At 46.1% G+C, this 21,076-nt stretch carries 15 protein-coding genes; 12 read left to right on the top strand and 3 right to left on the bottom strand.

The window, feature by feature from the left end; all coding sequences use genetic code 11:
• Positions 1-12 precede the first annotated feature (12 nt).
• From sppA to queA, 3 genes are read left to right on the top strand one after another with little or no spacing between them, the layout of a single operon-like run.
• Entirely contained in the window at positions 13-981 is a 969-nt protein-coding gene (gene sppA, locus NHH16_RS00545) for a signal peptide peptidase SppA (protein ID WP_262067647.1), read from the top strand.
• Positions 971-1,567 (top strand): RDD family protein, encoded by a 597-nt coding sequence (locus NHH16_RS00540; RefSeq protein ID WP_262067646.1) that lies wholly within the window; start codon positions 971-973, stop codon positions 1,565-1,567. Before sppA ends, NHH16_RS00540 begins: the two co-directional genes overlap by 11 nt.
• Positions 1,567-2,589, top strand: coding sequence for a tRNA preQ1(34) S-adenosylmethionine ribosyltransferase-isomerase QueA (gene queA / locus NHH16_RS00535; protein WP_262067645.1), 1,023 nt, complete (start codon positions 1,567-1,569; stop codon positions 2,587-2,589). Before NHH16_RS00540 ends, queA begins: the two co-directional genes overlap by 1 nt.
• Here the strand turns inward: queA and aroA are convergent.
• The gene (gene aroA, locus NHH16_RS00530) at positions 2,579-3,871 is read right to left on the bottom strand and encodes a 3-phosphoshikimate 1-carboxyvinyltransferase (protein WP_262067644.1); all 1,293 of its coding nucleotides are present in this window, start codon (positions 3,869-3,871) and stop codon (positions 2,579-2,581) included. The genes queA and aroA overlap by 11 nt on opposite strands.
• A complete protein-coding gene (locus NHH16_RS00525; RefSeq protein ID WP_262067643.1) occupies positions 3,861-4,964 on the bottom strand; it encodes a prephenate dehydrogenase in 1,104 nt (367 codons plus the stop codon). Before NHH16_RS00525 ends, aroA begins: the two co-directional genes overlap by 11 nt.
• 110 nt (positions 4,965-5,074) lie before the next feature.
• On the opposite strand from NHH16_RS00525, the gene NHH16_RS00520 reads away from it, so the two are divergent.
• The 4 genes from NHH16_RS00520 to NHH16_RS00505 all read left to right on the top strand — a co-directional run bounded on the left by NHH16_RS00520 (position 5,075) and on the right by NHH16_RS00505 (position 11,754).
• The gene (locus tag NHH16_RS00520) at positions 5,075-7,153 is read left to right on the top strand and encodes an elongation factor G (RefSeq protein ID WP_262067642.1); all 2,079 of its coding nucleotides are present in this window, start codon (positions 5,075-5,077) and stop codon (positions 7,151-7,153) included.
• A gap of 143 nt (positions 7,154-7,296) precedes the next feature.
• The gene (gene trkA, locus NHH16_RS00515; RefSeq protein ID WP_262067944.1) at positions 7,297-8,658 is read left to right on the top strand and encodes a Trk system potassium transporter TrkA; all 1,362 of its coding nucleotides are present in this window, start codon (positions 7,297-7,299) and stop codon (positions 8,656-8,658) included.
• Positions 8,659-8,667: 9 nt separating this feature from the next.
• Entirely contained in the window at positions 8,668-10,116 is a 1,449-nt protein-coding gene (locus tag NHH16_RS00510) for a TrkH family potassium uptake protein (RefSeq protein ID WP_262067641.1), read from the top strand.
• A 33-nt stretch (positions 10,117-10,149) separates the two neighbouring features.
• Positions 10,150-11,754: a CvpA family protein gene (locus NHH16_RS00505; protein WP_262067640.1), complete on the top strand. Its 1,605-nt coding sequence runs from the start codon at positions 10,150-10,152 to the stop codon at positions 11,752-11,754.
• A gap of 42 nt (positions 11,755-11,796) precedes the next feature.
• Here NHH16_RS00505 and NHH16_RS00500 read toward each other — a convergent pair whose 3' ends face one another.
• Positions 11,797-12,222 carry an ATP-binding protein gene (locus NHH16_RS00500; protein ID WP_262067639.1) on the bottom strand — a complete coding sequence of 142 codons (426 nt, stop codon included), beginning with the start codon at positions 12,220-12,222 and terminating at the stop codon, positions 11,797-11,799.
• 174 nt (positions 12,223-12,396) lie between these two features.
• On the opposite strand from NHH16_RS00500, the gene leuS reads away from it, so the two are divergent.
• The 5 genes from leuS (at position 12,397) to glf (ending at position 21,016) form a co-directional block, all read left to right on the top strand.
• On the top strand, positions 12,397-14,823 hold the full coding sequence (gene leuS / locus NHH16_RS00495) for a leucine--tRNA ligase (protein WP_262067638.1): 2,427 nt from the start codon (positions 12,397-12,399) through the stop codon (positions 14,821-14,823).
• Positions 14,824-14,899: 76 nt separating this feature from the next.
• Complete coding sequence (locus tag NHH16_RS00490; protein ID WP_262067637.1) at positions 14,900-16,114, top strand: cytochrome c biogenesis protein/redoxin; 1,215 nt, start codon at positions 14,900-14,902, stop codon at positions 16,112-16,114.
• Positions 16,111-17,259, top strand: a complete 1,149-nt coding sequence (locus tag NHH16_RS00485) for an exonuclease SbcCD subunit D (protein WP_262067636.1) — start codon at positions 16,111-16,113, stop codon at positions 17,257-17,259. Before NHH16_RS00490 ends, NHH16_RS00485 begins: the two co-directional genes overlap by 4 nt.
• Positions 17,247-19,910 carry an AAA family ATPase gene (locus tag NHH16_RS00480; protein WP_262067635.1) on the top strand — a complete coding sequence of 888 codons (2,664 nt, stop codon included), beginning with the start codon at positions 17,247-17,249 and terminating at the stop codon, positions 19,908-19,910. The genes NHH16_RS00485 and NHH16_RS00480 overlap by 13 nt, the downstream gene beginning before the upstream one ends.
• Positions 19,895-21,016, top strand: a complete 1,122-nt coding sequence (gene glf / locus NHH16_RS00475) for a UDP-galactopyranose mutase (protein WP_262067634.1) — start codon at positions 19,895-19,897, stop codon at positions 21,014-21,016. The genes NHH16_RS00480 and glf overlap by 16 nt, the downstream gene beginning before the upstream one ends.
• Positions 21,017-21,076: the final 60 nt, after the last annotated feature.

Genomic DNA, 21,076 nt, shown 5'->3' with positions numbered 1-21,076 from the left:
AGGTGGTAGCAGGTGAAGAAAAAACAGGTATTAGGACTCGTGGTCGCGGCCATTATCTTTGTCTTAGTAGGAATTAGTAGCGTCTTTACTAATAAAGTCTCTGAGAGTATGTTTGAAAAGACGGCTAGCACCTTGCTAACCGGGGGCGCAGAGTTTTCGGCTCCCCTCTCGGATTATATTGCGGTGGTGCGGGTGGAAGGCACCATTGCCCAGCAGACCGAAAGTAGCGTCTGGATGCCGACTAGCGGTTATCAGCACACCACTACCATGGAGTATCTAGATAACTTGATGGCAGATTCGCGAAATGTAGGTATTCTATTATATGTGGACTCACCAGGCGGGGCGGTCTATGAGTCGGCAGAGCTTTACGATAAGCTTCTCGAATATAAGGAAGCAACCAAGCGTCCTATCTGGGGCTACATGGGGCACATGGCCGCTAGTGGCGGTTATATGGCCTCAGTGGCCACGGATAAAATCTATGCCAACCAGAATACCACGACAGGCTCTATTGGCGTGATTATGGCCGGCGTAGAGACGGTTGGCCTTTATGAAAAACTAGGCATGCGCTACGTGTCCATCACCAGTGGTAAAAATAAGGATGGCTCTCGTCTAAGCGATGAGCAAATCGCTATTTACCAAACCCAGATAGATGAGTGCTTCCAGGATTTTGTTAGCAAAGTGGCGACAGGTAGAAGCATGTCTGAAGAAGAGGTATTAAAGCTAGCGGATGGTCGGACGTATACGGCTAAGCAAGCGGCAGATAACGGGTTGATTGACGAGATTGCTGCGTACGAGGACGTGAAGGCCTTAATGAGCGATGAGTTAGGTACGGATACGTACTATGAGCCGACCAGTAACTTATCTGGTCTAGCCAGTCTTCTAAGTGAGGTGAAAAGCCTGGTTCCCAAATCAGAGGCTCAGGTGCTCTTAGAAGAAGCGAAAGCGCTAGAAAGCGGGGTGCCGATGTACTATGCCGAGTAACTTACCAAAGGGAAATGAGTATACACCGGCCGGCTTTTTTGTTAGATTGTTTGCCTATTTTATCGACCATTTAATTGTCGGCTTTGGACTTCTCTTCGTGCGGATGTTTTACGCTGGGATCGCTGCCTTAATCGCAGATACGCCGATTAGCGGCAATGTGTTATTTAACTTTACCCTAAAGGACATCGTCCTTTACCTTTTTGGCGCCTTGTATTTTGTCTTAATGACTTATTATACCGGCACCACTCTGGGGAAAAAGCTGATGAACCTCCAAGTGATTTCCGCTGAAAAAGGGAAAAAGCCCTCCTTTATGGATATTCTCTTTCGGGAGACCATCGGTCGCTTTTTATCTTCGGTTATCCTTTACATCGGTTACTTTATGATCGGTGTGGATAAAGAGAAGAAAGGGCTTCACGACACCCTTTCTGATACCCGGGTGGTTTATGCCAGAAAAGTAAAGGTGATTCCCGTGTATCCCCAGTACGCAGCCGCACCACCGGTACCACCGGCACCACCGGTACCACCGGCGCCGCCGGTAGCACCGATGCCACCGACCAATAATAATGAAATAAAGAAGGAATTATAGTGAAACGAGAAGATTTTAATTTTGAATTACCAGAAAGGTTAATTGCTCAGGATCCTTTAGAGGATAGGAGTAGCTCCCGGTTATTAGTGCTCGCAAAAGAGACGGGGGCGATTAGCCACGAAAAGTTTACCGATTTGCCAGGGCATTTATGCCCTGGTGATTGTTTGGTTATCAACGATACGAAGGTTTTGCCAGCCCGGCTGATTGGTGAGCGCGAAGGAACGGGGGCCCGGGTAGAGGTTTTGCTACTTAAACGTCACCAAGATGATGTCTGGGAAACGTTAGTAAAGCCAGGGAAGAAAGCCAGACCAGGAACGAAGATTCACTTTGGCGGGGATAAGCTAGTGGGCGAAGTATTAGACGTGGTGGAAGAAGGGAACCGCTTGATTAAATTCATTTATCAGGGGATCTTTGAGGAAGTCTTAGATGAGCTAGGACAAATGCCCTTGCCGCCTTATATCACCCATACGCTTCAGGATAAGAACCGTTATCAAACCGTCTATGCTGCTCATAGCGGTAGCGCCGCCGCACCTACGGCTGGTCTTCACTTTACGAAAGAGCTTTTGCAGGAAATTGAAGAGAAAGGCATCCAGATTGCTAGGGTAACCTTACATGTGGGACTAGGGACCTTTCGGCCCGTTAAAGTAGAAGAGATTACGGAGCATCATATGCATTCGGAGTTTTATCAGATTGAAGAGCAAGAAGCCCGGAAGATTAACGAAACCAAGGCTAGTGGTGGCCGCGTAATCTGCGTAGGTACCACCGCTTGCCGAACGGTTGAGTCCGCCGCCCAAGACGGGAAAGTGGTTCCCGGCTCGGGCCAGACAGAGATATTTATTTATCCTGGTTACCAGTTTAAAATTCTCGATGCTCTAATTACAAACTTTCATTTGCCAGAGTCGACTCTCATTATGCTAGTGTCTGCTTTAGCAGGAAGAGAGCAGGTATTAAAGGCGTATGAAGAGGCGGTAGCTAAGGAGTACCGATTCTTCTCCTTTGGCGATGCCATGCTTATTGTTTGAAATACGTAAAGAACTCGGGGAAGGATACATCCACACAGTGTCCGTCTTTAATAGTGGTCTCGCCCTTAGCGATGAGACCGGCGATGCTAAAGGCCATGGCAATCCGGTGGTCAAACTTAGGATCGATTACGGCGCCTGTTAGACCGGCCTCTTTGCCGGTGATAATCATGCCGTCTTCGGTAGGGGTAACGAAAGCTCCCATATTTTTCAAGTTATCGCAAACGGTGTCGATGCGGTTCGTTTCTTTTACCTTTAGTTCCGCAGCATCTTTAATAACGGTCTCGCCTTCGGCGTAGGCAGCAAGAACAGCAAGAATGGGAATCTCATCGATAAGGCTAGGAATTAATTTGCCCCCGATGGTGGTTCCCTTTAGTTTGCTATGGCGCACTAGGATATCAGCTTTTGCTTCTCCGCCAGAGGTAAGGGCATTAAGGAGAGTTAGATCTCCGCCCATTTTTAACACTGCTTGCAGAAAACCGGCTCTGGTATCGTTGATACCGACGTTTTTAATCAGCAATTCGCTGCCGGGAATCAGGAGCGCAGCCGCGATAAAATAGGCAGCTGAGGAGATGTCACCGGGAACGTCAATCTCGCTAGCGTACAGTTCGTCGGCGGGCGTTACCGAAATAGTGGTACCGTCATAGGTGTCCTCGGTAGAGACGTTGCCGCCAAAGGCTTTTAGCATAATTTCTGTATGGTTTCTCGAGAGGACCTTTTCGGTTACCGAGGTGGGGGCGTCGGCGTAGAGCCCAGCCAGTAAAACGGCGGATTTTACTTGCGCCGAGGATACCTTTGAAAGGTAGTCGATGCCGTGAAGCTTGGCAGCATTGATTTCCAAAGGGGCACAGCCGTTTTTCTTGATACTGACAATATCCCCGCCCATCTGTGAAAGGGGATTGATAATCCGGTTCATGGGACGCTTGTTAAGAGAAGCGTCTCCTGAGAGGATGCTCTTAAAATTTTGACCGCAGAGAATGCCGGATAAGAGGCGGGTGGTAGTGCCGCTATTACCGACTTCGAGAATACCAACAGGTTGCTTTAAGCCTCTTAAGCCACCCCCGGTTACCGTGATAATGTCATTTCTTTCTTCAATCGTTACGCCCATCTGCCGAAAGCAGTCGATGGTGGCGATGCAGTCCGCGCCCTTTAAAAAGTTAGTGATGCTCGTGGTGCCCTTGGCAATCGCGCCTAACATAATAGAGCGGTGAGAGATCGATTTGTCACCGGGAACCACCATTTCGCCGAGAAGTGGTTTTGTTTGTTTTTCGATGTTAACGTTCATAAACTTCATACCCCATTTCTATTAATACTTGATAAGCTGCCGTCCGAGAATCATGATCGTAGAATTCTATTCGCAGAACCCCTTCTTCGAATTCTCGGTTGTGAACAATTCCGATGTTCTTTAAGTTGATACGTTGGCTGGCAAGAGCGGTAGCGATAGAGGCAATACCGCCAGCTTCATCGGATAGATCGCAGTAGATAACGTAATGTTTTGCCAGCGCTCCTTTTTTATCGTCAATCAGATCGCTGCGATAAGTCTTCGCCTCTTCAAAAAATTGAAAGAGTGCGGGGCCGTCAGCTTCGCGGACAAGGTCCTTTATCTTTTCTAATTCTTCAATATAGCGAGTCATCACCTTAAGGATGTTTTCCTGATTAAGAAGGCAAATTTGCTCCCACATAGCTGGGGAAGAGGAAGCGATTCTCGTAATATCTTTAAAGCCGCCAGCGGCCATTTCTTTCATTAGTTGTTCTTTCGTATCGGTGTCTTCTACTAGATGTACCAAAGAAGCGGCCACCACGTGGGGAAGGTGACTTATGGTTCCCGTGATAAAATCGTGTTCACTAGCTTCCATAACCTTAGGTAGTGCCCGAATTCGCGTAAGCAGAGTTAAGTAGCGCTCTAACTTATCCGCAGGCGTCTGGGCTGTAGGAGTGAGAATGTAATAGGCATTTTCAAAAAGGTGCTCTTTGGCGCTTTCAAACCCGCTTTTTTCAGAGCCCGTCATGGGGTGCCCGCCGATAAAGGAGCCGCCGATTCCCAGAGTGGTTGCCAACTCCACAATCGGTCCTTTGACACTGCCCACATCGGTGATTAGCGTCTTCTCCTCCAGATAGGGAATGAGCGCTTTTAAGTAGTCGTTATTGACGCTAACGGGAGCGCAGAGAAAAATAAAATCACAGCCTTTAAAGGACTCGTCAATGGTCTCTTTCGCCTCGTCGATAACACCGTCAGTTAGCGCTTTTTTTAGGTCGTTTTCATTGGTGTCATAGGCGATAATCTTTGTATTTTGGTAATTTTTCTTGATGCCTTTTGCCAGAGAACCACCGATTAGTCCTAAGCCGACAAAGGCAAACTTTTGTATTTTCTTATCCATAAAGACAGTATACCACATCATATATTAGAGAAATTATATATTTTTATTGTAAAATATCTGATAATTTAGTACAATATTAACATAAAATCTTATAAAGGAGGATTAACACTATGAATGTATACAGAACGGATGAGATTAGGAACGTAGTGTTACTGGGACATGGCGGCAGCGGAAAGACGAGCCTGATCGAGGCGATGGCCTACGTATCAGGCGCAACCAGCAGAATGGGCAAGGTTACCGATGGCAATGCAATCAGTGATTTTGACAAAGAAGAGCAAAAACGTGGTTTTTCCATTACGGCTTCTCTTGTTCCCATCGAGTGGGAGAAGGCGAAGATCAATGTTTTAGATACACCGGGGTATTTTGACTTTATCGGCGAGGTAGAAGAGGCAGTGAGTGCCGCTGATGCTGCAGTCATTGTGGTGTCGGGTAAAGCAGGCGTAGAAGTAGGGACGGAGAAAGCCTGGGAACTCTGCGATAAGTACAAGCTACCGCGGATGATTTATGTAACGGAAATGGATGTGGATGATGCCAGTTTTCGGGAAGTAGTGGAGACGTTGACGGAGAAGTACGGTAAGGTAATCGCGCCTCATTTCCAACCAATTAGAGAGAATGAAAAGTTAATCGGATATGTGAATGTTATCAAAAATGCTGCCAGAAGGTATACGGGAGTTGGCCAGCGCGAAGAGATGGAGATTCCTGAATACAGCAAAGAGAATCTGGAAAAGTACCGTGAGAAATTACTAGAAGCGGTAGCAGAGACCTCTGAGGATTTTATGGAACGGTATTTTGCCGGCGAAGAATTTTCCGTTGAGGAGATTCGGGCAGCGATGAGAACGGAAGTAATGGACGGGACGATTGTACCAGTATCGATGGGTTCTAATACCCAGGCTCAAGGGGTTGCTAATTTGCTCTCGGATATTGTACGGTTCTTCCCTAGTCCTGCCAATAGAAAATGCGCTGGTATTAACACGAATACCAACGAAATCTTTGAAGCGAATTACGATTTTTCCAAGGCGAAATCAGCCTATGTCTTTAAGACCATGGTGGATCCTTTTATTGGACGTTACTCTTTTATAAAGGTGTGTTCGGGAGTGCTTAAAGGAGACGATGTGCTCTATAACACCGAGACGGAGGCAGAAGAGAAGCTAGGTAAGATTTACGTGATGAACGGTAATAAACCGGAAGAAGTAAGCGAGATGTTCGCCGGTGATATCGGGGCTATTGCGAAGCTAACCAATACCAAGACAGGCGATACCTTAGCAGCTAAGGGAACCCCGATTATGTACGCTCGTACCGAGTACTCAAAGCCGTATACTTATATGCGCTACTCGGTTACGAAAAAGGGCGATGAAGACAAGGTATCTCAGGCACTGCAACGTTTGATGGCAGAAGATGTTACCTTAAAGAGTGTGAATGATGCCGAGAACCGGCAGACCTTGCTTTACGGTATCGGTGACCAGCACCTAGAGGTTGCCGTTAGTAAGCTCTTAGATCGCTATAAGTGTGAGATTCAGCTAGAGACCCCGAAGGTAGCCTTTAGAGAGACGATTAAGGGCAATTCGGATGTAGATACAAAGTACAAAAAGCAATCCGGTGGTCACGGCCAGTACGGTCACGTGAAGATGAAGTTTGAGCCTTCCGGCGATATGGACACACCTTTTGTCTTTGAAGAGGTAGTGGTTGGTGGGGCAGTACCAAAGAACTACTTCCCAGCGGTGGAAAAGGGCTTAGCGGATTCCGTTGTCAAAGGTCCTTTGGCAGGTTACCCTGTAGTAGGCGTGAAAGCCACCCTTTACGATGGGTCTTACCACCCTGTGGATTCTTCGGAAATGGCCTTTAAGACAGCCACAGTTCAGGCCTTTAAGAAAGGCTTCTTAGAAGCAGGACCAGTGCTCTTAGAACCGATCGTATCCCTTAAGGTTACGGTTCCCGATGATTTTACCGGGGATGTTATGGGAGATTTAAATAAACGCAGAGGCCGGGTGCTAGGAATGAATCCCGAGCGTAAAGGCTTTACCGTGATTGAAGCAGATATCCCGATGACAGAGCTATTTGGCTATGGTACCGTGCTACGTTCCATGACCGGTGGCCGAGGAGACTACGCCTACGAATTTTCTCGTTATGAGCAAGCACCTCACGATGTCCAAGAGGCCGAAATTGCCAAGCGTGCAGAGAAAAGTGAATAAGGAATAAAAGAAAGAGAAGGGGCACCCCAAAAAGGTGTCCCTTCTCTTTGTGGGGGCGCAGGAATTTGCCAAGCGCAAATCCCATTTTTGTGGTATAATTCTTTTATTGTTTCCTAATACAAAACTATACATTGAGGTGGATGATGAACATAGTAATTATCGGTGACGGAAAAGTAGGTCACAAGCTGGCGGTCAGTCTTTCCCAGACTGACGAAAACGACGTCGTGCTTATCGATAGTAATGAAAATAAAATTAAGAATACGATTAATCAATTAGACATTATCTGTATTACGGGTAATGGTGCCGATATCGAAGTGCAAAAAGAAGCCGGAGTGCCAGAAGCGGATCTAGTTATCGCTTGCGCTTCCACAGATGAGCTAAACATGATTAGTTGTCTTCTCGCTAAGCGCCTAGGGGCAGGACAGACCATAGCCAGAGTCCGTAATCCTGTGTATTTTCAGGAGTTAGAAGTGCTGAAGGATGACCTGCTACTAAGCATGGCCGTTAATCCTGAGCTAGCCCTATCCGATGAAATTGCGAGAATTCTCGTTTTCCCCGATGCCAGTAAGGTAGAGACCTTTGTTAAGGGCCGGGTGGAGTTAGTGGAGTTTGCGGTTAAGGATGAAAGCCGGATAATCGGAATGAGTCTAGCCTCAATTTATAAGAAGTACCAAGTGCAGATTCTTGTCTGTGCCATTGAGAGAAAGCATGAAGTTCATATTCCTTCTGGGGATTTTGTGGTGGAAAAAGGCGACGTGCTCCATATTGCCGCTTCTCACAAAGCCTTAGAGAGCTTTTTTAGCGCTATCGGCAAGCGGGTTAAGAAGGTGAAGAACGTGATGATCTGCGGCGGTAGCCACGTGGCGTATTACCTGTCAAAGAAGATTTTGGCGCTGGGCATGGAGGTCAAGATTATTGAAAAGTCCAGAGAGCGCGCCGAGCATTTATGTGAGCTCTTGCCAGAAGTTACCGTGATTAACGGGGATGCGGGCAAGCCAGATCTCCTTAAAGAAGAAGGCATTGAGGTGACGGATGCCATCGTTTGCCTAACCGGCATGGATGAAGAGAATATTATTATGGCACTTTATGCCAATACCTTAGGCGTGCGCAAAATTATCGCTAAGGTAAACGAGGATTCTCGGGCGGAGATGGTGGAAGGCTTAGGCATACATAGCACTGTCTCGGCGAAGGGAGCGACAGCCGATGCCATTGTCAGCTACGTTCGGGCTATGAATAATTCCGCCGGTAGTGCCAATGTGGAGACGGTCTACCAGCTAATCGGCGGGGAAATCGAAGCGGCAGAGCTGATTATTAAAGAGGAAACGAACTATACCAATATTCCGCTTAAAGATTTGCGTACGAAAAGTAATAGCCTAATCGCTTGTATCGCTCGCAATCATAAGATTATCATTCCCAATGGAAATGATCACATTGAAGTAGGCGATAGTGTAGTGGTCATCACCGACGAGCAGGGGATTGATGATTTTGATGACATTTTACTGTAGGAGTTTTTCATGAATGGGAGAATGGTAATACATTTAATTGCAAAAATGCTAGGAGCTGAGGCCGCGCTGTTACTGGTGCCGGCCTTAGTTTCGTTAATTTATGGTGAGACCCAGGTAGCGCTGTGGTTTGTCTTTACCTCGGTGCTAACCTTTTTAATATTTGCCCTTTTTGGGATTAAAGCACCGAAAAAGCGAAAGATATACGCTAAGGAAGGCATGGTAATCGTCTGTATCGTCTGGATTATGTGGTCTTTATTTGGGGCGCTTCCAGCTTTTCTTTCAGGGGCGATTCCTAATTATCTCAATGCTTTTTTTGAGACGATTTCCGGCTTTACCACCACCGGTTCGACGATTATTGAGAATATGTCAGAGATTCCCAAAGGTATTATGTTTTGGCGAAGTATGACCCACTGGATTGGGGGCATGGGGGTGCTGATGTTCGTGATGCTGATCAATACGTTAGATAAGTCTAGCACCATGCATCTGATGAGGGCGGAGGTTCCTGGACCAGAAATCGAGAAGCTAGTACCAAAAGCCAGACAAACGGCCCAGATTCTCTACGGCATCTACTTAGGTTTAAGCCTAATTCTCTGCGTGCTCCTAATGCTTTGCGGCATGGATTTTTACGATAGCTTGATTCATACATTTAGTACCGCTGGTACCGGTGGCTTTTCCAATTACAGTGCTAGTATCGGTTACTTTAATAGTCCCCAGATAGAGTGGGTGCTGATGATCTTTATGGCTCTTTTTGGCGTCAACTTTAATCTGTTTTTCCTCTTGCTTTTAAAGCAGTATAAGCCAGTCTTTAAGAATGAGGAGCTGCGGACGTATTTTGGCATTATTGGGGTGGCGACAGTACTGGTAACCATCAATATTTTAAGAGTTTATCCTAAGCCAGGGATGGCGATTAGACAAGCGGCCTTTCAGGTTGTTTCGATTATTACCACCACCGGCTTTGCCACGGTGGACTATAACGCCTGGCCCGTCTTTAGTCACTATATTCTTTTGGCGCTGATGTTTATCGGGGCCTGTGCTTCTTCTACCGGTGGCGGTGTGAAGATACCGCGGATTCTGATTATGTTTAAAAGCTTAAAGAAGCAGCTGAAAGAGATGGTTCACCCTCAGTCAGTTAATATTATCAAGGTCAACGGCAAGAAGATGAGCAGCACCACGGTAAACGGCGTTCACACGTATTTTATGGCCTACCTTCTGGTGATGATAACCTCCCTGATATTGGTGGCTCTTGATAACTACGACTTTGGGACGACCTTTAGTGCGGTCCTGACGACTTTAAACAATACGGGACCGGGAATCGGTCACATTAAGCCGGATGGCACGTTTGCCGATTTTTCGTCGCTATCGAAGGTGGTTCTTTGTATCGATATGCTAGTGGGTCGTTTGGAAATATTTCCCTTTTTAATGCTGTTTACCGCTTCAGCCTGGGGAAGGAAGTTTTAGGATACTTAAAGACAGAAACAGAAAGGGGTTAACATGAAGAAAAAAATCAAAGGTTTTCTGATTATCGGTGTTTTGCTTTTTATCGCAATATACTACTACATCGCTATTCCGGCCATTAACATTCACTCTCAGGAGGTGTGGTATTTTGGTCTGGTGGTAATTTTAATCATCGGCGTCTTCTACGCCATTAAGAGAAAGCTGAGTCTTTCAGAAGTGCGCACCGATAAGGTGCTAAAAGGCTTTGGTCTTGTAATCGGGGCGCTGGTAGTCGTCTTTTTAGTTGGCAGTTTGTTATCATCGCCGATTTTTAACGCGAAGAAGTATCAGCAGTTAATGAAGGTAGATGAGGATGTGAATTTTACCGATGACATTCAGGAAGTCAGCTTTGATAAAATTCCCCTCTTAGATAAAGATAGCGCCGAAATCCTTGGAGATCGCAAGATGGGCAGCATGGTGGATATGGTGTCCCAGTTTGAAGCCGATAGTATCTACAGCCAAATTAACTATCAGGGGACTCCGGTACGGGTCACACCCCTTCGTTATGCCAGTCTAATTAAGTGGTTTACCAATCGGGGGGAGGGCATACCGGCCTACATTAAAATCAATATGGCCAATCAGAAAGCAGAGATCGTTAAGCTGGAAGAGGGGATTAAGTACACTACAAGTGAACATTTCAACCGAAATATCTATCGTCATTTACGATTCACGAATCCGACCTACATCTACGGAGAGCTTAGCTTTGAAATCGATGAAGAGGGCACCCCTTATTGGATTGCTCCCGTAAAAGATTTTAAAATTGGTCTCTTCGGTGGTGAAACTGTAGGGAAGGTAGTGCTTTGTAACGCGATTACCGGTGAATGCGAGACGGTAAAGGTGGGCGACGTGCCCACCTGGGTTGACCGAGTATTCTCAGCAGACCTTTTAATTAAGCTCTTTGATTATCACGGAACGTTAAAGCGTGGGTTCTTTAACAGTGTGTTGTCCCAAAAGGATTGTCTGGAGACCACCGATGGCTACAATTACCTAGCCCTTGACGATGACGTGTGGATGTATACCGGCGTAACTTCTGTTAACGGCGACCAGTCCAATGTCGGCTTTGCTCTTTGTAATCAGCGAACGATGGAGACCAAGTACTATGAGATTGAAGGGGCGACAGAAAGTGCGGCGATGGGCAGTGCCGAAGGCCAGGTTCAGCATCTAAAGTATCAGGCCACCTTTCCGCTGCTTTTAAATATCAGCGGAGAGCCGACGTATTTTATCGCTCTTAAGGACGATGCGGGGCTCGTGAAAAAATACGCCATGGTTAACGTCCAGAAGTACCAAATCGTTGCTACCGGCGATAGTGTTAGCCAGTGTGAAGAAGAGTACTTAACGCTCCTTCTCTCAAGCGGCATCAAAGAGGTGGCTAAAGATGAGCGGGTAGTAGAAGAAGTGACGGGAACCGTGACAACGGTAGCTCAAGCGGTCTTAGACGGTAGCTCTCATTATTATCTCGTTCTCGATGATGGCGACGAGATTTACGATGTCTCGGTGGTTGACTTTATTGAGGTAGTTAAGATCAAAGAAGGGGATAACGTTACCTTAGAGTACAAGAAGGGTGAAGAAGCGCATCTTGTTATGTCCCTTGAGTATAATTAAAAAATGGACCGCCACTTATTTGAGTGGCGGTCCGTTCTTATGCTAGAAACTTATTACTGTACAGTCAGAAAAATCTATATCCTTTATCTCTTCTGGTGTAGCCGAAATACTTACGTGAAAATCGATGTTATTGTCTTTAGACATTTTCTTAATGTACCCAACAAGTGTAGGTATCGTTGTAAAGTCGATTTCTTCAAGCTTCATAATCTCGTCTACGAATACTTGATGAACATCGGTGTTGGCACTATAGATGCCTTGCAAAAATCCAAAATACCGATCCAAATTATGGACGTCGGGGTAATCATCCATACAAATCGTACGGATATTCAGGTTGATTTCCTTTGTGTTCTTGTGTGACTTCTTGATGAAAACCACGCTTCCGTGCTCTGTCTTCTCCTTTTCATTCGCCATTCTTACTAGTTCCGGTGTCTTGCCTGAGCCCTTTGGGCCGATTAAAAAACTGACCATGGGAATCACTCCTTTTTTTATGAATTTTGTTCCGTTATTCTATTAAAATTATTATACCGCAAAACTATTGCCTATACAACTTAAAAAAGGAAAAGAAATTAACTGTTAAAACTTGACTGATACCACTGGTATGCTATTATAAAGAGTAACGTTTTTAAGCGAGGAGGAAGGTCAATGAGTACACCTTATAATCATAAGGCAATAGAACAGAAGTGGCGTAAAAACTGGGCAGCGAATCCAGTTAATAAAAAAATAGATGAGAAGGGTAATGAGAAGCAGAAATACTACTGTCTCGACATGTTCCCTTACCCTTCAGCTAACGGTCTTCACGTGGGACACTGGCGGGGCTATGTTATCTCAGATGTGTGGAGCCGCTACAAATTACTGAATGGATATTATATTATCCACCCGATGGGCTGGGATGCCTTTGGCTTGCCGGCGGAAAACTACGCGATTAAAATCGGCGTACATCCTGCCAAGTCTACGGCGGAGAATATTGTAAATATTAAGAAGCAGATTGACGAGATTTCGGCTCTTTACGACTGGGACATGGAAGTAAATACTACGGATCCGGATTTCTATAAATGGACCCAGTGGATTTTTGTGAAAATGTTTAAAGAAGGCTTAGCCTACGAAAAGGAATTTCCGATTAACTGGTGTCCTTCTTGTAAGACAGGACTAGCTAACGAAGAAGTGGTAAACGGCGCCTGCGAACGCTGTGGCACTACCGTTACCAAGAAGAACTTGCGTCAGTGGATGCTGAAGATTACTCAGTACGCAGATCGCTTATTAGATGATCTTGATAAGCTTGACTGGCCAGAAAAAGTAAAGAAAATGCAGGCAGACTGGATTGGCAAATCCTACGGTGCCGAGGTGGATTTCCCGGTAGAAGGAAGCGAGGAATCGATTCGCGTCTATACAACGAGACCGGATACCCTTTACGGTGCCACGTTTATGGTCCTAGCACCAGAACACGAGCTTGCAGCTAAGCTAGCCACACCTGAACAAAAAGAAGCTGTAGATAAATACATTTTGGAAGCTTCGATGAAGTCCAACGTGGATCGCTTACAGGATAAGGAAAAGACCGGGGTCTTCACCGGAAGCTACGCAATCAATCCACTTAGTAAAGAGAAAACGCCGATTTGGATTTCCGACTACGTCCTTGCCGATTACGGCACCGGAGCCATTATGTGTGTGCCAGCTCATGATCAGCGAGATTTTGAGTTTGCGACAAAGTTTGGTATTCCGATTGTTCAGGTCATTGCCAAAGACGGTGTGGCCATTGAAAATATGACAGAAGCCTATACAGAAGCGGCGGGAACGATGATTAATTCTGAACAGTGGAATGGTCTAGAGTCTTCGGCACTAAAGGTAGATGCTGCTAAAGAGGTTGAAGAAAAAGGCTTCGGTAAGGCGACCGTTAACTTTAAGCTTAGAGACTGGGTATTCTCTCGTCAAAGATATTGGGGTGAGCCAATTCCCATTGTTCACTGTCCGGACTGCGGAGCTGTGCCTGTTCCAGAAGAAGAATTGCCTCTACTTTTACCAGAGGTAGAATCCTACGAACCGACCGGTACTGGCGAGTCACCACTAGCTGGTATTGACGAGTGGGTTAACACCACTTGCCCGTGTTGTGGTAAGCCGGCTAAGCGCGAGACGAATACGATGCCTCAGTGGGCGGGTTCTTCTTGGTACTTTTTACGCTATATCGACAACAAGAATAACGAAGAGCTAGTCAGCAAAGAAAAGGCGGCTAAATACTTACCGGTAGATATGTATATTGGTGGAGTCGAACACGCGGTACTTCATCTTCTGTATTCCCGGTTTTATACAAAGTTCTTATATGACCAAGGGGTAGTTCCTTTCGAAGAGCCTTTTGAAAAGCTCTTTAACCAAGGAATGATCACGGGCAAGAACGGCGTCAAGATGAGTAAGTCGAAAGGAAACGTGGTTTCCCCAGATGACTTAGTTAACGATTACGGTTGTGATTCTCTGCGGATGTACGAATTGTTTGTAGGACCGCCGGAACTAGATGCTGAGTGGGATGACCGCGGTATCGACGGGGTTAATCGCTATTTGAAGCGGGTCTGGAATTTAGTTCAGGAGAATAAAGATAAAGACGTAGCTGCGACAGGGAGCATGATTAAAGAGCGCAATAAGCTAATCTACGATATTACCACTAGACTGGATACCTTTAGTCTTAACACGGTTATTTCGGGCTTTATGGAGCACAATAATAATCTGATCGAGCTAGCAAAGAAAGAAGGCGGTATCGATAAAGAGACGCTAGGAACGATGGCGATTCTTCTATCACCTTTTGCTCCCCACATCGCCGAAGAAGTATGGCAGGAGCTTGGCAATGAGGGTAGCGTATTTGCCAATACCTGGCCAAAGTACGACTTAGAAGCGATGAAAGACGATGAAATCGAAGTGCCGGTGCAGGTAAACGGAAAGACGAAAGCCGTAATAACGATAGCGGCAGAAGCCACGGCAGAAGAAGCGCTCGCAGTTGCTAAAGAAGCGATTGCTGGCAAACTTAGCGGAAATATCGTGAAAGAAATTTACGTGCCAAAGCGAATTGTAAATATTGTAATGAAGTAGTGGGGACACACTTTTTTCCAGTTGGGGACGGGGTTTTTTTGAAAAAAACCCCGTCCCCAACTGTTGGAGGTAGATTATGGGGTTTTCTTTAGATACAACGGTTCCAGTTTTGACCGTGTTTTTGCAGGGGTTATTAAGTTTTTTCTCCCCTTGCGTTTTGCCGCTTCTCCCCCTTTATATGGGATATTTAGCGGGAGGAACGGAGCAGTTTAAACGCAAGAAAGTAATGATTAATACGTGTTTCTTTGTCCTAGGGATTAGCTTTACCTTTTTTATTCTGGGGTTGGGAGTATCCGTCTTAGGTTCGTTTTTTACTGATAATCAGACGATTTTTGCCCGGGTGGGTGGTATTGTTGTAGTGCTTTTTGGTCTATATCAATTGGGATTTCTCGGAAGTTCTAGGTTTCTCTCTCAGGAACGGCGTTTGCCTTTTAGCCTAGATAAGTTAGCGATGTCACCGCTGGTGGCCTTACTATTTGGCTTTACTTTTAGCTTTGCTTGGACGCCGTGTGTGGGACCGGCTCTTACTAGTGTGCTAATAATGAGCGCTTCGGCCAGTACGAGAGCGGCAGGATTAGCGCTTATCGGTGTCTATACTCTGGGCTTTGTAATTCCTTTTCTGGTGGTTGGGGTGTTTACCACCCAGGTACTCCAATTTTTCAAGGAACGACGAAATCTACTTAAGTATACGGTGAAAATTGGCGGGGTGCTGTTAGTAGTGATGGGGTTACTAATGTTTACGGGGAAGATGAATGCCATTACCGGTTATTTATCTGGGGGAAGTGTAACCGAAAATAGTCAAGAAGAACCAAAGACAGAGGATAAATCAGAGGAGTCTAGTAGCGAGGGCGTCCAGGCAGTAGACTTTACCTTACTTGACCAATACGACCAGGAGCATTCTTTAGCGGATTATGAGGGTAAAGTAATCTTTCTGAATTTTTGGGCTACTTGGTGTCCACCTTGTAAGCAGGAGATGCCGGATATTCAGGCAAAGTATGAATATTATCAGACTCACCCTGAAGAAAATGTGGTGATTCTCGGCGTGGCTGCCCCAGGAGTAGGCGGGGAAGAGTCTCTGGTAGGCGTAAAGAGCTTTTTAGAGGAAAACGGGTATACCTATCCGGTGCTAATGGACGACGGCAGTCTCTTTAGCGCCTATCGTATTCAGTCGTATCCGACTACTTATATGATTAATAAAGAGGGCAAGATATTTGGCTACGTTCAGGGAATGCTGTCGGCAGACATGATCGACCAGATTATTACCCAAACTAGGGAAGGGAGACGGAAATGATTTTTTTTCATCTAGCAGACTTACATATTGGTAAAAGTCTGCATCATTATAATTTGCTTGAGGATCAGCGCTACGTACTCGCCCAAGTGGTCCGGGAAATTCGTAGAGTTCGTCCGGCAGCCCTCCTTTTAGCCGGGGATATTTACGACAAAAGCGTTCCATCCGCAGAGGCGGTAAGGGTCTTTAGTGAGTTTTTGGATGATTGTCTGGAAGCCTATAGTGAGCTTAAAATCCTGGTAATTAGCGGCAATCACGATTCTGGCGATCGTTTAGACTTTGCCGCGGAAATTCTCGCGCGACAACATCTCTATATCGCCGGCAATACGCTAAAAAAAGTAGTGATTGAAGATGAATACGGCCCGGTAAATTTCTACTTATCGCCCTTCTTTAAGCCAGCTTATCTACGGAAGCAAATGGGGAAGCCCGAGCTTTCGTCTTACAACGAGGCCATGAAACTGCTTCTTGAACAGGTAGCGATAAATGATCAGGAACGAAACGTGTTATTGGCTCATCAGTTTTTTGTAAATGGCAAGCACCTACCGGAGATGAGTGACTCGGAGATTATCACCGTTGGTGGTCTTGACCAGATAGATATCGCTCCTTTAAGAAGATTTGCCTATGTGGCGTTAGGGCATCTCCATAAGCCTCAAAGAGTGGGCGAAGAATACATCCGTTATAGCGGTAGTCCTTTAAAGTACTCGGTAAGTGAAGCAGACCACCAAAAGTCACTGAGTGTAATTACCTTGGCGGAACCGGGTGAAAAGGCGCAGATAGAAGAAGTGGCGCTATCGGCTTGGCGCGAGGTGATGAAAAAGCGAGGAACCCTATCCGAACTTTTGACCACGGCCACGCCGTCAGAGCGCCAAGCGTATATTAGCCTGACTATGACCGATGAGAAAGAAATGATAAACCCAAAAGGCCAGCTAGAAAGCGTATATGAGCGTATTCTTGAGCTGCGTCTAGATAATATTAACGTCCGAGCGCGGATAAAAGAGTTAGATGAGGCCACGACCGTGGCCACGCCGTTAGAAGTCTTCGGGGAATTCTACCAGGAGATGTCAGGGCGAGAATTAAGTCTAGAAGAAGAGCAGATTATGACGGATATTATTAATCAGGCCGGAGAGGAGGACGTATGCGACCACTAACCCTTGAATTGTCGGCTTTTGGTTCTTATATTTTGCCGACCTCCATCGATTTTTCCGACTTGGATCAAGGAATCTTTTTAATTACCGGTGATACTGGAGCAGGGAAAACCACGATCTTTGACGCCATCACCTTCGCCTTATATGGAGAAAGCAGTGGGGAAAATCGGGAAGGCAAAATGATGCGCAGCGCCGGGTGTGAGGAAGGGGCGCCTACCTATGTATCCTTCACCTTCTCTTATCGCGGGAAAGTCTATCACATAAAGCGCAATCCTGACTATCCCCGGTTATCCAGTCGACGTGATAAGGACGGGAATGTAAAATACACCACCGAGGCCGCCAGTGTGACGCTAACTATGCCAGATGGTCAGGTGTTCCCCGGGAAAATCCGGGAGGTGAATGAAAAGATTGTCAGCATTATCGGTCTTGATGCCAGTCAGTTTCGCCAGATAGCGATGATTGCTCAGGGAGATTTCCTAAAGCTCCTACACGCTTCAAGTAAAGAGCGGCAAGAGATTTTTGGTGAAATCTTTGAGACTGGCATTTATCGTCAAGTCCAGGAAATTCTAAAAGAGAAAGCGGGAGCATTAGCTAACCAGCTAAAGGAAGAACAAGACCGGATTGCGAGAGAATTAGACCGGGTAGAATGTGAGCCCCAGTCGCCACTAGCCCCTGAACTCTTGCGTTTAAAAGGCCAAAGTATGCCCCTCAAAGAAGAGGTGCTAAACCTCTTAAAGGACTTGCTAGAAAAGGGGAAAGAGGAGCAGTTAGCCCAGCAGAAAAGAGTGGTTATCCAAGATGAAAAAGCCCTAAAACTCGCTGGAGAAATCGGCGCTGGCGAAGCTACTAACAAGCTTTTAAAGGAATATGAGCAGGCTCTTCTTGAACATGAGAATTTGAAAAAAACGGCACCGGAAATGGCGCTTCTAGAAACCCAGTTAGAGCGAACGAAGATGGCCAAAGCCTTGGTAGTTTTGGAAAACGAGAAACTACGGGCCGAAAAGCACGCTCAGGAAACCGCAGAGGAGCTTGAGAAGGTACAGCAAGGACTAAAAGAGCTACGTTTTAAGGAAATAGAAAAGGAAGCAAAAGCACATGAGAGTGCTATCCTTTATGAGACAAGAGAGCCCGAGCTTTCGGCACTTTTAAGCGAATTAGAAAAAAAGTTTGAAAAATTAATACAGCTAAAAAAAGCGAGAGCAGAGCACCAAACAAAAAAACAGGGATTAGAAACGGCGCTAAAGAAAGAGCGCTTGGCAGATATGGAGTTTCAACAGGTGAATGCCGCTTATGAAGGGGGATACCGGTTATTTATTGAAGCCCAGGCTGGCTTTCTCGCTCAGAGATTAGCTCCAGGTGAGCCTTGTCCGGTCTGCGGCTCAAGCCAGCATCCTAAGCCGGCGACTCCAGTAGCGGCGGCTCCTGATGAACAGGAACTAGAAGTATTAAAACAAAAGAGGGACCAGGCCGAGGAGATGCGAAGTCAGTGCGCCAAAGCTTTGGCGGCGGCTCGCAATAGCGAAGCGGAAGGAAGAGTCCTTCTTAAAGAACTTGAAGAAGGGGTAAGCGAGTCCCAGGAGCAGCTGGAAGAGAAGAAAAAGCAGCTGATGCTAGAGCGAAAGAACCTAAAAAGAACCCAAGAGGAGAGTACTAGCGAACTGACGAAGCTTCGCCTAGAGTTAGAAAAGCTAGGGGGTGCGTGTACCAGCTTGGAAGCCCAGCAAAAGCAAGCGAGGAGCGAAGGGGGAGAGCGCGCCCAGAGCTTCGCTCAGGAGTTTTCTCGCAGTAGCTTTAGCAGTGAAGAAGAGTATGTTAAGCAGAAAAGCTCGATTCCCCAGTATGAGAAAGATAAGAAGGTTTACGAAGAGTATCAGCGCCAGGCCCAAGAAGTAAGCGTTCGCCTTAAGACCATAAGAGCTCAAGTAGAGGGCAAGAGTTACCAAGATTTATCTAGGCGCCAAGAGGAGTTCGCGTCTTTACAGAGTGAGCTTAAGGAGCTTCGCGAACATCTTACCTTGTGTCAAAATAGCGTTAGGAACAATGAGCGAATTCTCGAACAACTCGTAAAAATATATACGCGAATAGGCAAACGCCAAGAGGAGTTTTCCACGATGGAAACCCTGAATAAAATTGCTAGCGGTAGCGTTAGTGGCAGTCGCAAGCTGGACTTTGAAACCTACGTTCAGCGTTTGTATTTTCGAGAGGTTTTAAATGCCGCCAATAAGCGACTTCTGAAGATGACAGGAGAAGAGTTTATGCTCCAGACAAGGGATTTAGGTGAGCTAGCCCTAAAGGGACGGACAGGCCTTGAGCTAGACGTCTACGACCTCCCAAGCAGTGCTGTGCGGGACGTAAAGACCCTTTCTGGCGGGGAGTCATTTATGGCTTCGCTAGCGATGGCCCTAGGGATGGCGGACGTAGTGACGCGCCGGGCCGGTGGCATTACCCTAGATACCCTGTTTGTGGACGAAGGCTTTGGGACTTTAGATGATGAGACGAGAGATCAAGCCATTAAGGTTCTCCAGACCCAGGTGGGGCAGGGTAAGATTATCGGAATTATCTCTCACGTAGGGGAACTAAAGCAGCAGATCGATACGAAATTAGAGATTACAAAGGACGAGAAAGGAAGTAGAGCAACATGGCAGAAAATGTAGTATACGACTATCTAATTGTGGGAGCAGGCCTTTTTGGCGCAGTATTCGCTCGCCAGGCACTAGATCAAGGGAAAAAGGTACTGGTTATCGATCGCCGGGACCATATCGCTGGCAATGCTTATACAAGAGAGGCGGAAGGGATTCATATTCACGAATACGGTGCTCATATTTTCCATACTTCGGATTCGGAGGTTTGGAATTATGTAAATCGCTTTGCTCAGTTTAACAATTACATCAACTCACCCCTTGCAAGATATCAAGGGGAACAGTATAATTTGCCCTTTAACATGAACACCTTCTACCAAATGTGGGGTGTGAAAACGCCGACTGAAGCTCGGGAAAAAATTGCCAAGCAGGTGGCAGAGGCTGGTATTGCAGATCCAAAGAATTTAGAAGAGCAAGGTATCTCGCTAATTGGTAGAGACATATACGAAAAGCTAGTAAAGGGCTATACGGAAAAGCAATGGGGGAAAAAAGCTACGGAGCTTCCAGCTTTTATTATTAAGCGTCTTCCTGTTCGCTACATACATGACAATAATTATTTCAACGATCGCTATCAAGGCATTCCCTTGGGAGGTTACACAAAGCTGGTGGAAAATCTCCTTCAAGGAGCCGAGATTCGTCTAGGGACCAACTTCTTTGATAACCAGGAAGAATACTTTGCTCAGGCCGAGAAAGTGATTTACACAGGGTTAATCGATGAGTACTTTGACTTTCAGCTTGGCAAATTAGAATACCGTGGTCTGCGCTTTGAAACTGAAAGGCTAGCAGAAGATAACCATCAAGGGAACGCAGTGGTTAATTATACGGAGTACCAGGTGCCTTATACACGAATGATCGAGCATAAGCACTTTATGAAGGGAGAAGCAGTACCGGAGGATGTTACCTTTGTTACGAAAGAATACCCTTTGGCGGCGCAGGAGAGCGAAGAGCCTTATTATCCGGTGAATGATGAGAAAAATAATGCCTTATATAAGCGTTACCAGGAATTGGCAAACCAACAGGAGAAAGTTATTTTTGGCGGTCGCTTAGGGATGTATCAGTATTTTGATATGGATAAAGTTATTCGGGCAGCCTTAGACGTGGCTACAAAAGAGTTATCATGAATAAAATAGAATTTGCGTTCCGCAAATTCTTGCGCCTTTGGCGTGTACTATTACATAAAA

It is taken from the genome of Ohessyouella blattaphilus, from assembly GCF_024721265.1.
In the GTDB taxonomy this organism is placed as follows: domain Bacteria; phylum Bacillota; class Clostridia; order Lachnospirales; family Lachnospiraceae; genus Aequitasia; species Aequitasia blattaphilus_A.
This window is presented reverse-complemented; position numbering and strand designations above follow the sequence as displayed.